General features: G+C 51.4%; 14 protein-coding genes and 1 tRNA gene. 2 read left to right on the plus strand and 13 right to left on the minus strand.

What is annotated here, in order from left to right; genetic code table 11:
• Window positions 1–95 precede the first annotated feature (95 nt).
• The 12 genes from ACJJIB_RS16440 to ACJJIB_RS16495 all read right to left on the minus strand — a co-directional run bounded on the left by ACJJIB_RS16440 (window position 96) and on the right by ACJJIB_RS16495 (window position 11,349).
• Window positions 96–185: transfer RNA gene (locus ACJJIB_RS16440), tRNA-Ser, on the minus strand.
• 279 nt (window positions 186–464) lie between these two features.
• Window positions 465–659, minus strand: coding sequence for a carbon storage regulator CsrA (csrA, locus tag ACJJIB_RS16445; protein WP_091391203.1), 195 nt, complete (start codon window positions 657–659; stop codon window positions 465–467).
• Window positions 660–899: 240 nt separating this feature from the next.
• The gene (locus ACJJIB_RS16450; protein ID WP_444884137.1) at window positions 900–2,123 is read right to left on the minus strand and encodes an aspartate kinase; all 1,224 of its coding nucleotides are present in this window, start codon (window positions 2,121–2,123) and stop codon (window positions 900–902) included.
• 129 nt (window positions 2,124–2,252) lie between these two features.
• Window positions 2,253–4,865, minus strand: coding sequence for an alanine--tRNA ligase (gene alaS, locus ACJJIB_RS16455; RefSeq protein WP_444886865.1), 2,613 nt, complete (start codon window positions 4,863–4,865; stop codon window positions 2,253–2,255).
• Between the two features lie 71 nt (window positions 4,866–4,936).
• Window positions 4,937–5,284, minus strand: a complete 348-nt coding sequence (locus ACJJIB_RS16460; protein WP_444886866.1) for a histidine triad nucleotide-binding protein — start codon at window positions 5,282–5,284, stop codon at window positions 4,937–4,939.
• Between the two features lie 4 nt (window positions 5,285–5,288).
• Entirely contained in the window at window positions 5,289–5,474 is a 186-nt protein-coding gene (locus ACJJIB_RS16465; RefSeq protein ID WP_371841333.1) for a Trm112 family protein, read from the minus strand.
• Between the two features lie 135 nt (window positions 5,475–5,609).
• Window positions 5,610–6,446, minus strand: coding sequence for an alpha/beta hydrolase (locus tag ACJJIB_RS16470; RefSeq protein WP_444886867.1), 837 nt, complete (start codon window positions 6,444–6,446; stop codon window positions 5,610–5,612).
• 46 nt (window positions 6,447–6,492) lie between these two features.
• A complete protein-coding gene (locus tag ACJJIB_RS16475) occupies window positions 6,493–7,512 on the minus strand; it encodes a class I fructose-bisphosphate aldolase (protein ID WP_444886868.1) in 1,020 nt (339 codons plus the stop codon).
• Between the two features lie 47 nt (window positions 7,513–7,559).
• Window positions 7,560–9,038: a glycerol kinase GlpK gene (gene glpK, locus ACJJIB_RS16480; RefSeq protein ID WP_444886869.1), complete on the minus strand. Its 1,479-nt coding sequence runs from the start codon at window positions 9,036–9,038 to the stop codon at window positions 7,560–7,562.
• A gap of 97 nt (window positions 9,039–9,135) precedes the next feature.
• Window positions 9,136–9,624, minus strand: a complete 489-nt coding sequence (locus ACJJIB_RS16485) for a regulatory protein RecX (protein ID WP_444886870.1) — start codon at window positions 9,622–9,624, stop codon at window positions 9,136–9,138.
• Entirely contained in the window at window positions 9,625–10,659 is a 1,035-nt protein-coding gene (gene recA / locus ACJJIB_RS16490; RefSeq protein ID WP_252082775.1) for a recombinase RecA, read from the minus strand.
• Window positions 10,660–10,833: 174 nt separating this feature from the next.
• Window positions 10,834–11,349 carry a CinA family protein gene (locus ACJJIB_RS16495; protein WP_444886871.1) on the minus strand — a complete coding sequence of 172 codons (516 nt, stop codon included), beginning with the start codon at window positions 11,347–11,349 and terminating at the stop codon, window positions 10,834–10,836.
• 512 nt (window positions 11,350–11,861) lie between these two features.
• Between ACJJIB_RS16495 and ACJJIB_RS16500 the strand changes: the two genes are divergently transcribed.
• Window positions 11,862–13,928 (plus strand): glycoside hydrolase family 16 protein, encoded by a 2,067-nt coding sequence (locus ACJJIB_RS16500; RefSeq protein ID WP_444886872.1) that lies wholly within the window; start codon window positions 11,862–11,864, stop codon window positions 13,926–13,928.
• A 302-nt stretch (window positions 13,929–14,230) separates the two neighbouring features.
• Here the strand turns inward: ACJJIB_RS16500 and ACJJIB_RS16505 are convergent, their stop codons facing one another.
• On the minus strand, window positions 14,231–14,665 hold the full coding sequence (locus ACJJIB_RS16505; RefSeq protein ID WP_444886873.1) for a GNAT family N-acetyltransferase: 435 nt from the start codon (window positions 14,663–14,665) through the stop codon (window positions 14,231–14,233).
• A 91-nt stretch (window positions 14,666–14,756) separates the two neighbouring features.
• Here ACJJIB_RS16505 and ACJJIB_RS16510 point away from each other — a divergent pair, with 91 nt between their 5' ends.
• Window positions 14,757–15,302, plus strand: coding sequence for a tRNA-uridine aminocarboxypropyltransferase (locus ACJJIB_RS16510; protein ID WP_444886874.1), 546 nt, complete (start codon window positions 14,757–14,759; stop codon window positions 15,300–15,302).
• Window positions 15,303–15,331 lie beyond the last annotated feature (29 nt).

Consider the following 15,331-nt stretch of genomic DNA (forward strand, 5'->3'; position numbering starts at 1 on the left):
AAGTGGCGCGCATTGTAGTCGCGACACCCTCTTTTGCAAGCCTTGAAAAACTTCTTTTTCAAGGCTCAAGCCCTCACTTTGGAAGACCCAAATAATGGCGGAGAGAGAGGGATTCGAACCCTCGATGAGTGTTAACCCATACGCCCTTAGCAGGGGCGCGCCTTCAGCCACTCGGCCATCTCTCCTTTTAAGCCGAAGCGGAAGCTCCGCTTTCAGGCCACCTCCGAAGAGGCCTTTCACGCTAATCAACCTGTTTGATTGCTTGCTGAAAGTGGGCGGCATAATACCAACGGCTCGGCAAAAAGCAATGGCGAATCAATAACTTTTTGCAGTTTTTTGCTTTTCCGGACACCTTTCATACAGGATGTTCAAAAAAAAGACTTTTCCGCCAAATACGGAATGCTACTACCTTGCAGCACAAATAAAAAAAGGCCGGGATACCGGCCTTTTTGAAAACGATTCGCTTATTCGTTGCCACCCTCCTCAGAGGATTGCTTTTCGCGCTGGATACGCTGATAAATTTCTTCACGGTGTACGGCGACTTCTTTTGGCGCATTTACGCCAATACGCACCTGATTGCCTTTCACCCCCAGCACGGTAACCGTGACATTGTCGCCAACCATCAGCGTCTCGCCAATTCGGCGGGTTAAAATCAACATTACCTACTTCTCCTTGATCATCCTGTGATAAAGAACAGCCGGTGTTTATCCAAAGCTGCTCTTATTTGGTCATCATAACCGGGTGGCGGTGCACGCAAGGTCAAAAACTACCCATCACACTCTTCAGTATTGACCAGTCGAACAAAATCTCAACAGGTTGGATGCAATGCCAAACAACTGAATCGAAATGGGAAGACTCTCTTTGCCTTAACTCCGGTTATAGTGTTTCTTTCAGCTCTCTCACTTGGAGAGTTCAAACTCACTGTGCAAAGCACGCACTGCCAGCTCGAGATAGCGCTCATCGATAATCACCGAAATCTTAATTTCCGAAGTAGTGATCATCTGAATGTTGATATTGTCTTCACCCAGCGCACTAAACATACGACTGGCCACATTTGCATGGGAACGCATTCCCACGCCGACAATAGAAACCTTGGCAATCTTGTCGTCTGTGATCACCTCACGGGCGCCAAGTTCCGCCGAAACACGCTCCAAGACTTCGCGAGCCTTAACCAAATCATTGCGATGTACCGTGAAAGTAAAATCGGTAGTCCCGTCAACCGCACTGATATTCTGCACGATTACATCGACCTCGATATTCTCTTTACCTACAGGTGCCAAAATACGGCAGGCAACACCGGGGGTGTCCGGGACACCACGAATCGTTAATTTGGCTTCATCACGGTTGAATGCGATGCCGGATACGACAGGCTGCTCCATCTCGTTATCTTCCTCATCCAGGCTTATCAGGGTTCCTTCACCCTCTTCAAATGTTGAGAGCACGCGCAAAGGAACCTTGTATTTGCCAGCGAACTCCACGGCGCGGATTTGCAGGACCTTGGAGCCAAGACTGGCCATTTCCAGCATTTCCTCAAAAGTGATCCGATCCATACGGCGCGCACTATCCACCACACGTGGATCAGTGGTATAGACCCCGTCAACATCCGTATATATTTGGCATTCCGTGGCATCAAGGGCAGCAGCAAGCGCTACCCCCGTGGTGTCTGAACCGCCGCGCCCCAGAGTGGTGATATTTCCGTTGTCATCCACGCCCTGGAAACCGGCAACCACAACTACCTTGCCTTCATCCAGGTCTGTGCGCATTCGCTCGACATCAATGCGCTGGATGCGAGCCTTGGTGTGGGCATTATCCGTGAGGATCTTGACCTGCCCGCCAGTATAGGAGCAGGCATCGTAACCGCGCTTCTTAAGGGCCATGCTCAACAGTGCAATAGTGACCTGCTCACCTGTGGACACCAGTACATCGAGTTCGCGGGGATCGGGTTTTTCCTGAATCTGGTAGGCGAGCTCAATCAGGCGGTTGGTCTCTCCACTCATAGCGGAAAGAACGACAACCATACCGTGCCCCTTTGCACGAAATGCGGCTACTTTATCGGCGACGGCTTCAATACGCTCAATAGAGCCTACCGAAGTCCCGCCGTATTTCTGCACGAACAAACTCATAACTTTCTGTGTTTCCTTAGCTCCAGGCCAAGTCCGCGCACCACCCGAAATCGTGCAGGCGCGCACTTAATCACCAAACTTCGGCGAAATCAACTTCACACGCTATTTATGGCGCCAAATTGACCTAAATCAGCTTTTTAGGGCGTTCTTTACCCATACAGGCACTTCTTGTAGCATACCTGGCAGAGCCGAAGCGTCGGTGCCCCCCCCCTGCGCCATATCGCTGCGACCACCGCCCTTGCCGCCAATCTTGCCAGCAGCAAAACGCATCAAGTCTCCCGCCGATAGGCGGTCGGTGAGGTCTTTAGTCACTGCCGCAACCAGAGCAACCTTTTCCTCTCCCGGTGCCGCCAGCAATACAACTCCGCTGCCCAATTTGCTCTTCATTTGGTCAGCCAGGTCACGCAAAGATTTAGGGTCGGCGCCGTCGATTGATGTAGCCAACAGTTTAAAGCCCGCAATCTCTATTGCCTGGGCACTGAGGTCTCCACCAGCACCACTGGCCAGCTTAGTCTTGAGTTGCGCAACTTCCTTTTCCAACTTGCGGTTATTGAGCAGTAACTGCTCTACCTTATCTGCAAGAGTGTCCGGGCGCGCCTTGAGGAGAGCCGCAACATGTTCTAGCCGCTGCTCAGCTCGATCAAATTGTGACAGCGCATGCGCACCGGTGACCGCCTCAATACGTCGCTGGCCAGAGGCGATGCCACTCTCGTTGACAATACGCAAAAGACCAATATCCCCCGTGCGTTTCACGTGAGTGCCACCACACAGCTCTACAGAAAAAGTCCTGCCCTCTACAGCGCCCATAGAGAGAACGCGCACTGTATCGCCATACTTTTCACCGAACAGTGCCATGGCACCCATTTCTTTGGCTGACTCAATATCTGTCTCGCAGGTATCAACCGGTGTGTTCGCGCGAATCTGCGTGTTCACTAGGGATTCGATCGCATGCAATTGCTTGGCGGTGACCGCTTCCGGGTGGGAGAAGTCAAAACGCAAGCGCTCAGAATCCACCAATGAGCCCTTCTGGGTTACGTGCTCGCCGAGCACTTTGCGCAGAGCGGCGTGTAGCAAGTGAGTCGCAGAGTGATTCAATGCCGTTGCCTGGCGCACATCCGCTGACACCTCAGCAGTGAGCTGCTCACCAACAACTACTGTTCCCTGCAGCAGCTTGCCGGCATGTAAATGATGACTGCCCTGCTTGGTGCAATCTCGCACCTCAAAACGGCCCGATGCGGCCTTCAGATAACCGCTATCGCCTACCTGGCCACCTGATTCAGCGTAAAATGGTGTCCGATCGAGGATTACCACGCCTTCTTCCCCATTCTCCAGACACTCAACCTGCTCTCCGCCTTTGAGAATCGCGGTTACTGTGCCTTCAGCTTCGGTGGTTTCGTATCCAAGGAACTCCGTGGCACCTTGCAGATCCAACGCCTCGGTATAATCCTGCTTAAATTTACCGGCGGCACGGGCCCGCTCACGTTGAGCTTCCATAGCGGCTTCATAACCCGCCATATCCAGAGATAGGCCACGCTCGCGGGCGATGTCCTGGGTTAGATCTGTAGGAAAACCGTAGGTATCGTGCAAGGTGAATACCAACTCACCCGGCACCTCACTCCCTTCGAGAGTGCTCAATGCGCTCTCAAGTAAAGCCATGCCTTTATCCAGGGTCTTGGCGAATTGCTCCTCCTCTTTGCGCAGCGCCTGCTCAATCAGCGACTGTTTCTCACGCAATTCTGGGTAGGCCTCTCCCATCTGCTCTACTAGAGCGCTCACTAACTTGAAGAAGAAGACTTCTTTGTGGCCCAACTTGTGTCCATGACGCACTGCCCGGCGAATAATACGACGCAATACAAAGCCACGACCTTCATTGGAAGGCATAACACCATCGGCAATTAAGAAGGAGCAAGAGCGAATATGATCGGCAATTACCCGCAGGGATTTTTCCTCTAGGTTATCGCAACCAACAATGCTACTGGCTGCTCGTAACAACGCCTGGAATAGGTCAATTTCATAATTTGAGTGCACGCCCTGCATAACAGCGGCAATACGCTCCAGCCCCATCCCGGTATCGACAGAGGGTTTGGGCAGCGGGTGCAGCTCGCCGTCCGCCGTGCGTTCGTACTGCATAAATACCAGGTTCCAAATCTCGATATAGCGATCGAGATCGTCGTTGTCGGAACCAGGAGGGCCACCGGGTACATCTTCGCCGTGGTCAAAGAAAATTTCTGAACTGGGACCACAGGGGCCGGTATCACCCATTTGCCAGAAATTATCCTCATCAAGACGGGAGAAGCGCTCAGGGCTCACCCCAACTTCCTTTTGCCAAATATCGGCTGCTTCATCATCGCTGATATGCACGGTTACCCACAGGCGCTCTTCTGGCAAGTTCAGCACCTTGGTGAGGAAGTCCCAGGCAAAACGGATGGCATCGCGCTTAAAGTAATCACCGAAGCTGAAATTACCCAGCATCTCGAAGAATGTGTGGTGGCGCGCGGTATAACCTACATTTTCCAGGTCATTATGCTTACCCCCAGCACGCACGCAGCGCTGCGAACTAGTGGCCCGGTTGTAGGGACGCTTTTCCTGACCGAGGAAGGTGTCCTTAAACTGCACCATGCCGGCGTTGGTGAATAGCAGGGTCGGGTCATTGCCCGGAATCAAGGAGCTTGACGGCACCACAGTGTGGCCCTGTTCGGCAAAGTAATTCAGAAAGGCGTCGCGAATCTGTGCGCTTTTCATCCGGCGTAATTCCACTTCGTTAGTTGAGAGTTATTGAATGACACCGGTGACGCGGTGTCTCGTCTGTCCCGCTACTGTGCAAGCCCCTGCTCGGGCATTGTTTGTTGAGCCAGTAGATGGACATGCAGGTGAAATACGGTCTGTCCCGCGCTTCGACCATTGTTGACCACAAGTCGAAATCCCTCTAATCCCAGCTTTCTGCCAAGTTCAGCGGCCACCCACATCAGATGGCCGAGCAGAGCCTTGTCATCGCTTTTGGCGTCAAACAAGTTAACCAGGGGTTTACGCGGGATAATGAGGAGATGGGTCGGGGCTTGTGGCGCCCGATCCTCAATAACGATACAAAGATCGTCCTCGTAGATTTTCTCGTTCGCTATTTCGCCCGAGATAATTCGACTGAAAACGCTGGGATCACCCATTGGTTTATTTTTCCAGCTTTTCCTCAGCAGTCAGCTGACGCGCCTCGGATTCCAGCATCACCGGAATACCGTCTCTTATTGGATAGGCCAGACCGCTAGCTTTACACACCAGCTCCTGGGTCTCCTCACGGTACTCAAGCGGCGCCTTGCTTACCGGACACACTAACAGGCTCAGTAACTTCTTATCCATGTTCCACCCCACTATTTCCCCCTGGCGTAACAAGCAGGGGGCAAAAATGACCGCGTATCATACAATGCTTCATAGGGTTTTTCACGGCATTCGCCAAGGGTTACAACCAGTATGGTTGACTGCCCCTTATTTTTATCAAGAGACGACAGGCCCCGCCTGCGGTTCGTAGGATTTTAAATGACCAAGCAGCAGATCACGCGCTAAACGCCCCTCTTCGACCTCATTAAAAAGCTCGTGATAAGCCTTGGGAAAGCAGTGCAGCATTTTGCCGGCCGAGCCCATCCGCTCAAACCACTCACGACTCACTCCAACATCCACCAGCCGATCGGATTCCGGCAGCAACATCAGACAAGGCACCAGTAATCGCTCCAGATTAGCGGAGAGAAACTCCCGCTCGCGAAGAAATGTCTCAAACCAGCGCAGTGAAACCCCTCGATGCGTTAGCTCATCCTCTCGGTAAGCTTCAATTACCGCAGAGTCCCGGCTCAACCACTGGCTATCTATCCTGCTGGAAAGCACTAGCCCTGGGAACATCTTTGCCAGCATCAGTACCAGCCTCAACTCGAGTCCCGAAGGCTCCTTGGCCCCGCGGAAACCCGGTGCTGATAGGATGATGCTATCTACAGCCCCGTAGCGAATGGCGCTGCCACAAGCGACCACCGCCCCCATACTATGCCCTAACAGATGCAGCCCTGTACCGGGGTTACCACTTTTGACCAGGCAGATAAATTCATAGAGGTCCTCGCTATAGAGCGAGAAATCCTCTATGTGCCCCCTCTTCCCCTGGGACAAACCATGACCATAATGGTCCGGCGCATACACACTGAAACCTGCCCGATTAAGATGTGCCGCTAAATTAACGTAACGGCCGCTGTGCTCACCCAGCCCATGGGAAATCACCACAGTTCCCCGCGCGCCTTCAACCCACCAGCGGCGGTAATGCAAACTGATGTTTCTTGTTAAAAATTCCATTGTCGCAGCCCACTTTCCTTATTGTTTTATCGAGGTTTGATCACCCCTAACCCTCCCCCTCAAGGCTATCTCGATACTTACCCAACATAGCCAGATGATTCATACATGCTCGCTTAACCAAAGCTCTCTGCGCCATTTCGATATTTTCCAGCTTGCCATGCCAAGTCGCTAACGCCGGCTGTTGCAATGCCCTTCCATAGGAGAAGCTCAACTGCCATGGGGCATTGTTAAGCTGGTTAAGGGCATTCAGGTTTTCTGTAGCCTCTTCCGGGCCCTGACCACCAGAAAGAAAATTGATACTGGGCACTGCGGCAGGCACACTGCGGCGCAGGCTGCGCAAAGTGTACTCAGCCACCTCTTGCGGCTCCGCACTAGGCAACTCTGCTCCGGGAGTGACCATACTCGGCTTGAGCAACATCAACTCCAAAATAACACCATGACGATTCAAGGCATGAAAAACACTGCTCCAAACCTGTTCGTTAACAGTCGCGGAGCGTTCGAGACTGTGACTGCCGTCCATTAGCACTTCCGGCTCAACAATGGGCACCACCCCCTCAGACTGGCAAGCGGCGGCATACCGAGCCAGCATTTCCGCGTTAGCCGTAAGCCCCAACTCAGTGGGGTTGTGAGCACTCACGGGATACACTTCCCGCCACTTGGCAAATCGCGCTCCCTGCGCCTTATATTCCCGCAAGCGTTCGATAAGGCCATCGAGCCCATAGGTGATCATGTCCCCCTCCGCGCCGGGAAGAGGCCCCTTGCCTTTATCAACTTTAATACCCGGTAGAATCCCCTGTGCCGCCGCCACCTCAGGCAAAGGCGTACCACCTCTATCACTCTGACCGAGCGTTTCCTCAAACAGAATGACACCACAAATAAAGTCCCCAAGCCCCTCACTCGACAGCAGGGCCGCACGGTAATCTCGGCGGTTTGCTTCGGTTGATTCCACCCCTACAGCAGAAAAGCGCTTGGCGATAGTTCCGCTGCTCTCATCTGCAGCCAGGATTCCCCGGCGACCATCGACCAGAGAATCTATCGTTGCTTTTAACTCATCGTGAACTGTCATAGAAACACCTCCATGTGCCAAAACCCAGTCAAGGATAGACGCTTAAATTAGAATGCTTTGCAGGCTGCAACTGCCCGCTTCCAACCCGTCAGTAAGGAATCCCTTTTTTCTGCTGGCATTCCCGGCAGAAAATCGCGCTCAATCTCCAGCAAACGCTCCGGTAGCTGGTGAAAATGCCAGAGACCACTGCCGATCCCCGCCAATAGCGCCGCGCCGATTGCCGTGGACTCAATCTGTCTGGGGCGCTCTACACGCAGATCGGAAATGTCGGCCTGAAACTGCATCAAGAAATTGTTCGCGCTTGCCCCGCCATCGACACGCATATGGCTGATATCAACCTTTAGAGCCTCTTCCATAAGCCGCGCCAGCTCATCACTCTGGTAGGCGATGGACTCAAGAGTGGCGCGAACCACTTCAGCCCGCCCCGCGCCCCGGCTCAGGCCACACAAGGTCCCCCGCGCCGACGAATCCCAGTGTGGTGCACCCAGGCCGCTAAACGCCGGCACCAAATACACTCCGCGGGTATTGGGAATGCTCTGCGCAATAATCTCGCTATCGACAGCCCGCTGAATCAATCCCATTTCATCACGCAGCCACTGTATTGCAGAACCCGCGGTAAAAACTGAGCCCTCAACTGCATAGCCTGGTAACCCATGGGGATCACAGGCGATTGTGGCCAGCAGGCCGTGAGGCGGTTCAGGGCGTTTTTCCCCGGCATAGGCCAGCATAAAGCAGCCTGTGCCATAGGTATTTTTGAGATCTCCTGGGTTCGTACAGCCTTGCCCAAACAGCGCCGCCTGCTGATCTCCAGCCACCCCACAAATAGGTGCACTGACGCCAGCAAAAGCTGCTGGATCCGTATCGACAAAATATCCGGCAGACGGCCTGATTTCTGGCAGAATCGATTCAGGGCACTCAAAAAGCGCCAATAGCTCTGGATCCCAGCTTTTCTGCTCCAAGTTATAAAGTAGGGTGCGACTGGCGTTAGTATGATCAGTCATGTGCGCGCGGGCACCACTCATCTTCCAGATCAACCAGCTGTCTACCGTGCCAAAACACAGCTCCCCCTTGCGAGCACGCGCCTGTAGATCCGGCTGCTCTCGAAATAGCCACAGCAGCTTACTGGCAGAAAAGTACGCGTCCAATAGTAGTCCGCTGCGTGCGCGCAGCCATTCGGACTTTCCTTCCGTGGCAAACTGCGCACAAATATTTGCTGAGCGCCGACACTGCCAGACAATTGCCCTATGAACTGGCTCGCCTGTGTGGCGATCCCACAGGATCGTGGTCTCTCTTTGGTTAGTGATACCAACCGAGTTGATTTCGGATGCGCAAACACCAGCACGCTGCAGAGCAGCCATACAGACACGTTGGGTGACTTGCCAGATCTCCTCGGCATCCTGCTCGACCCATCCAGGCTCTGGATAGTAATTGGGGATCTCTGAGTAACTGCGCCCCACCAGGGTGCCGCTACTATCAAAAACGAAAGCCGTGGTGCCTGTAGTGCCCTGATCAATAGACAGGATCATAAAGTCTCTCGCACTTATTATTCTTTCTCTCATTACCCTAAGCCTGAGGGAAAGCATTACCTTCGCGCCTCAAGCAAGCATGAGAGTATAAGCGTGATTACTCTTCGTCCAGCGCCCAGCTAATAGCATCTGAAGAGAAACCGCGGTAAGACAGGTAGCGTTGGCGACGTGCGCGCTCCTTCAGTTGCTGTTCCCGCGGCAACGCCAAATCAATTGGCGAGCGATATTTGCGCTGCAGCTGCTCATGGGCCAGGAAAAACCAGTCCACCTCTAACTGCTCTAAGACCTGGGATAAAAGCTCAGCGGAAATGCCGCGCTGTTGTAATTCCAGGCGGATACGCAGGGGGCCCTGACCACGCTGAACACGAGAACGGGCAAAAACTTCGGCAAAGCGCTGATCAGACTGGTAGTTGAGTTCTTGCAAGCGCGCGAATAGCGCATCGAAGTCGGCATCAGGGAACTTACCCACCAGCTTCCGCCTCAATTCCAAACGGGAGTGCTCGCGGCGAGTAAGCAGCTCAAGCGCCGCGCCGAAAAGCGCTTGAGCGGGGTCGGCGGTGAAGGCCGCCTTGGAGGAAAAAGACACTTACTCTTGGGGCAGTTCGGCAGCCTCTTCAGGGCTGGCCGGAACCAGATCGCCTAACAGCTGTGCGCGCAGCTGAGCCTCAATTTCATTGCGGATATCGGGGTTATCACGCAGGAACTTGGTAGCATTGGCCTTACCCTGACCAATCTTATCACCCTTGTAGCTATACCAAGCGCCCGCCTTATCAACCAAGCCCAGCTTCACACCGTAGTCAACAACCTCACCAATCATATTGATGCCTTCGCCGTACATGATCTGAAATTCAGTCTGCTTAAAGGGCGGAGCCACCTTGTTCTTCACCACTTTCACGCGGGTCTCGTTACCCACTACTTCATCGCCGTCTTTTACCGAGCCGATGCGACGGATATCCAAACGCACGGAGGAGTAGAACTTAAGAGCATTACCACCAGTAGTGGTTTCCGGGGAGCCGAACATTACACCGATCTTCATACGAATCTGGTTGATAAAGATCGCTAAGGTATTGGTGTTCTTGATATTACCGGTCAACTTACGCAGTGCCTGGGACATCAGACGAGCCTGCAAACCTACGTGGGAATCTCCCATCTCTCCTTCAATTTCAGCGCGCGGTGTCAAGGCTGCAACGGAGTCCACAACCAATACATCCACAGCACCGGAACGCACCAGCATATCTGCCACTTCCAAGGCCTGCTCGCCGGTATCTGGCTGGGAGACGATCAACTCATCAACATTTACACCGAGCTTCTCGGCATAAATGGGATCTAAGGCGTGTTCTGCATCCACGAAAGCACAGGTACCGCCTTTGCGCTGGGCCTCGGCGATCACTTGCAGGGTCAGAGTGGTTTTACCAGAGGATTCCGGGCCATAGATCTCAACGATACGACCGCGGGGCAGGCCGCCTATACCCAGTGCCACATCCAGGCCGAGAGAGCCAGTGGAGATTGCGGGGATACGCTCGCGCTCCTTATCCCCCATACGCATCACTGTACCCTTGCCAAACTGGCGCTCGATCTGCGACAGCGCCGCTTTCAATGCCTTGTCTTTATTGGAATCCATGACCGTTCCCGTATATCTGAGCTGTGTTGAGTGGGGCAAGCTTATCGAAGGATTACTGTATAAGCAACCAGTAATTCCAGCGCAATCAGTACCAATCTTCCCAACACGGTTACACCGCTCTAAATTCAGCACAACCCCGCTATCACACCAGTAAACTGACCAGGTAGACCACCTTTAAACAGGGTGTTCCTCCAGGATCTTCAGCATCCCTTTGAGAGCCTCCAGCACCGTTTGTGCCTGAACTGTGGCCCGATCCCCTTTAAAGTGGAAACACCGAGCATCAATCTGAACCGGTTCCTGTCCTTCCGCATGAGCCCAGGCAATCCACACAGTTCCGACTGGTTTCTCTTCGGTACCGCCACTGGGACCAGCAATACCGCTTACCGCCACGGACAGGTTGGCATCCATCATAGCCAGCACTCCACAAGCCATTTGCCGGGCAACTGGTTCGCTGACCGCACCAAACTGTTTTAGGTCCTTCGCATCCACCCCTAACACACTGTGCTTGATGCGATTGGCATAACTAACGACTGAACCATCAAACCAATTGGACGCATTGGGAATAGAAGTGATCGCCGCGGCAATCGCACCACCAGTACAGGACTCCGCAGAGGTTACAAACCAACAGCGCTTTATCAATTCCTCACCAAGCTGCTGTGCCAAACTTAATATCTCGCCATGATCAGCCATTTTTCTACCCGCGTATCATTTCTCAAGGTACTCACTCGCCAGGAGCAACCCGCACATCACCTTATATTATGCCAACTGAACGCAACCTCCACTAACAAGACCGCCATCCGCTGCACCAAGCAATGGCGTATAGCCATCCATAGACCTACAAGCAGCAAACGAAAATAACATTACCGTGCCAGCCTTAAAATTACTGAAGCGGTACTACAGCCTCTGTAGATTCAAAAAACTACCTCCCTTTAATCAAGACATAACTACCCACAAAAAAGATGTAGCTCTTCTAGTCGGGCACGCCCAACACATAAACATCCTCATAGGTTTTAAAAGTGCGGAAAATATAGCTACAGGACAAAGAAAAATGCATGGTACTAACCTCGTGCGATAAGCAGGACTGAGCACGCGATAAAGAGGGAAAGCACTCACCCAAGAATAACCCGCTATTTGTTAGGCTTTATTCGTCGATAAAAAAAATCAACGACACCCCTTTGATAGCCAAAAAAGAATAAAAAGCTATGCGAATAAAAAAATCAGTGATGGTTATGACTATCCTGGGAAGCTGCGCTTCTCCATTAATCAACGCAAAAACTTTAATCTGGGAAGATAATTTTGATGGAAACAGTATTAATAAATCCGTCTGGACTTACGATGTAGGCAGCTGGGGTTGGGGCAATAACGAACTACAAGATTACACGGACAATAGTAATAACGCCTATATTGAAGAGGGTAATCTGGTTATTCAGGCACAACGCAATACTGATGGCAGTTTTACATCTGCCCGCCTGAAAACGATTGGCCGTTTCTCTTATCGATACGGTACGATTGAGGCCCGCATCAAACTACCTGATCTTAACGCCGGTCTCTGGCCGGCTTTTTGGCAGCTCGGCAATAACTATGGGCAGGTCGGCTGGCCCGCATGCGGTGAACTGGATATTCTCGAAGCCGGCATGGCCGAGGCGCTCGAAAGCGGCAGTGTCAATTCAACGATTTCCAGTGCCTTCCACTGGCATCACGAGTCCGATGAATACACAGGACAAGCTGATTACGGTCAAAGTAAAAACCTCATCAAAGATTTTGGCTACAGTAGGGATTTAACCGAGGATTACCATATCTTTGGTATGACTTGGACACCCGACCGTATTACGATGTGGGTGGACGATGAAGCCAACGAAATTATCAACATTGACAGTGAAGACCCGGCGTTTGATGAGTTTCGTCAAGAGCACTTCCTGATACTCAACCTCGCTGTGGGCGGTATTTTCCCACAGATTTTTAGCAATGAAGAAATCACTGCACCGATGCCCGCCAAAATGTATGTGGATTATATCCGTATCTATGATAACGACGATAATAACTACAACACAGAAATCACCCTGGCCGAAGACAAGGCAAAATTCGGCAACCTAAGCATATACGGTGACGGTGAAGATATCCCTGAGTCTTTGCAGCTTGGCACCGATACCGAACTCTATATCTGGAACAATATGGAATCCACCGCAAGTGTTGATGACAATGAGGCCTTGGAATTTAATATTGACGCTGGCGATTGGTTTGGCATGGGTTTTTGGATGCACTACGACCTAAATATGATGCACTATCAAAATGGTCACTTAAACTTACGTATCAAGACCAGCAGCACTGAAACGATTGGTATTGGTATCGCCAGCACTGGCAGTGGTAGCGATAGTTGGGTTGATTTAGTCGATGGCGGTGAAGACTATGGGTTAAAACGAGATGGACAATGGCACTTGGTCAGCATTCCGCTAAGCAAATATGCTGTGGACTTCCACACCATTAGCCAGGCCATAATGGTTCGTGGTGACGCACCTGCAAAGGGGTTCACCTTGGCCATTGATGACATTTACTTCAGTGAGGGAGAGGCAAAGACTATCCCCGCTGGCATTTTTTCCGTATACAGTGAAACGCTCGAAGCCGATTCGACTTTTAAGCTGGGTAGCGATGGCAATTTATTCGTGTGGGAAAACACCCTGCTGGAAGTCTCTCAATCACCATTCGAAGGCGAAAAGTCCCTCTCCTACCAATCCTCTGGAGCCGGCTGGTTTGGCATGGCGTTTACCGCCAACAGCTACCACGACCTATCCGCTTACGATAACGATAGAGCCACACTAAATTTTTTCCTTAAAACCAGCAGTGACACCCCTTTTAAAGTCGGCATGAAGAGTGGCAGCATCACTAATATTGAACAAAAGTGGATCGAATTTAATAAAAACCCTGATCCCTATGAATTTGTCCGTGACGGCCAATGGCATCAAATATCCATTCCAGTCAGCGACTTCAGCAATGAAGTGGATATGTCCAACCTGATTCAGTTATTTGAAATATTAGGTGTAGAAGGAGATATCACTAATATTGAGATCGATAACATCTATTTTTCCAGTGAAGCCTCTGGATCCCACTGTCAGCACCCACCCCACAAGTGCCATCCACATCACGGGCGACAGGAGCACCCTAAAAGAAAGTGCAAGCCCTGCAGCCCCCTAAGTGACTTCAGCAATGATCAGCTCTGTAACTATCGACTGGGAGGTCACCAACACCGCTGTCTAGACTCTGCTGGAGAATAACGGTGACAGCCGCCGGACAATATCCAGTCCCTGTACGGATTAAGTAACCACAAACGTCAACACTCAATCAGTGTAAACTGCAACTACCCTGCCTAAAAATTAATTGTACCAAACGGAGCACAGCGTACAGATTACCTACCTGAGAAACCAACGCCTTCTGGACGGTCTGGGCAGCATCTTAATGATGATGCCCAGTTTATTATCTGATTGTGAGGAAAGTTATAAAATTTCAATTAAATCGCACAAAAGGGTATATATACTCTGCACTCAATCATTTAGAGAAATATAAACCAAAAAAACAGCTATCGATAACCCATTGCTGATATGGAGCGCCCTTGATTCAGGTAGCTACTATACAGTTCAGCTACAGGGGTTGGCAGCAATTCGGCCTCCACTACCTCAAAGCCCAGCGACAAATAAAAAGACTCTAAGTGGATATAGGGAAAGGTATAGGTATTCCTATCAAACCTCTTAGCCAGGAGTGCTAGCAATAAACGCGCGACTCCCCGCCCCTGGTACTCAGGGGCCACCGCAACCCCTGCAAGTAATTTAAAAGATTCATATCTACGCAGGTAGCCACAGCCGATCACCTCACTCCGCTCGTTACGCACGACTGCACAATCTTCATGTCGCTTGGCTTTGCCACGAAATCCATGCATGCGATAGAATTTGTTCGCTAGCGGAATCTCAATATCTGCCAACCATTGAACCTTATAAGAAGGCTGCGTAACTCCCATAAACCTGCCTGTACTCAGTAGTCGAAAAATGCCCAGAGAAACCTGCAATACTTGCCTGCGCCCACCCAATGTTTGCTATTGCAGCGCATTGATGAGCCTAACAAGCACCATAAAAGTGGTGATCATACAGCACCCGCAGGAGGAGAAGCACCCATTCAATACAGGACGTATGGCACATCTATGCCTGAGTAACAGCGAAATGATGATAGCCGAGAGCCTATCAACCCATCAGCTAGATGCCTTACTCTGCACCCCCTCCGCCCTACTCTACCCATCCCTGGAATGGTTACCTGACAGTGGCGAGCTGAACTCTAATAATCACCAATCTGATAAAACTTCAAGTAAACAAGCACCTGTTAAACAGCTGATCGTGCTAGATGCGACCTGGAAGAAATCCAAAAAAATTCTCCACCTCAACCCCCAATTGCAAAAACTTCCACGGATCAATCTTGGTGGGGGCCTAAAATCAAATTATACAATTCGAAAGACCTCTGTAGCGGACGGGCTATCGACAATTGAAAGTATCGCCATGGCAATGCAATTGCTTGAGGGGAATAACAGTTTTTTAAAATTGTTAGCGCCATTTGAGAAAATGGTTGAGCTGCAAAAGAAGAGTTTTGCATTTGAACCTGGCTGATTAACCAAGCTAATGGCGCACCGTACGAA

The organism is Microbulbifer mixtoriginis (SeqCode) (assembly GCF_052467705.1).

What these genes read in the sequence shown, in the direction of transcription:
- csrA (WP_091391203.1), bottom strand. Translation starts at nt 659, where the DNA reads ATGTTGATTTTAACCCGCCGAATTGGCGAGACGCTGATGGTTGGCGAC.
- ACJJIB_RS16450 (WP_444884137.1), bottom strand. Translation starts at nt 2,123, where the DNA reads ATGAGTTTGTTCGTGCAGAAATACGGCGGGACTTCGGTAGGCTCTATT.
- alaS (WP_444886865.1), bottom strand. Translation starts at nt 4,865, where the DNA reads ATGAAAAGCGCACAGATTCGCGACGCCTTTCTGAATTACTTTGCCGAA.
- ACJJIB_RS16460 (WP_444886866.1), bottom strand. Translation starts at nt 5,284, where the DNA reads ATGGGTGATCCCAGCGTTTTCAGTCGAATTATCTCGGGCGAAATAGCG.
- ACJJIB_RS16465 (WP_371841333.1), bottom strand. Translation starts at nt 5,474, where the DNA reads ATGGATAAGAAGTTACTGAGCCTGTTAGTGTGTCCGGTAAGCAAGGCG.
- ACJJIB_RS16470 (WP_444886867.1), bottom strand. Translation starts at nt 6,446, where the DNA reads ATGGAATTTTTAACAAGAAACATCAGTTTGCATTACCGCCGCTGGTGG.
- ACJJIB_RS16475 (WP_444886868.1), bottom strand. Translation starts at nt 7,512, where the DNA reads ATGACAGTTCACGATGAGTTAAAAGCAACGATAGATTCTCTGGTCGAT.
- glpK (WP_444886869.1), bottom strand. Translation starts at nt 9,038, where the DNA reads ATGATCCTGTCTATTGATCAGGGCACTACAGGCACCACGGCTTTCGTT.
- recA (WP_252082775.1), bottom strand. Translation starts at nt 10,659, where the DNA reads ATGGATTCCAATAAAGACAAGGCATTGAAAGCGGCGCTGTCGCAGATC.
- ACJJIB_RS16495 (WP_444886871.1), bottom strand. Translation starts at nt 11,349, where the DNA reads ATGGCTGATCATGGCGAGATATTAAGTTTGGCACAGCAGCTTGGTGAG.
- ACJJIB_RS16500 (WP_444886872.1), top strand. Translation starts at nt 11,862, where the DNA reads ATGCGAATAAAAAAATCAGTGATGGTTATGACTATCCTGGGAAGCTGC.
- ACJJIB_RS16505 (WP_444886873.1), bottom strand. Translation starts at nt 14,665, where the DNA reads ATGGGAGTTACGCAGCCTTCTTATAAGGTTCAATGGTTGGCAGATATT.
- ACJJIB_RS16510 (WP_444886874.1), top strand. Translation starts at nt 14,757, where the DNA reads ATGAGCCTAACAAGCACCATAAAAGTGGTGATCATACAGCACCCGCAG.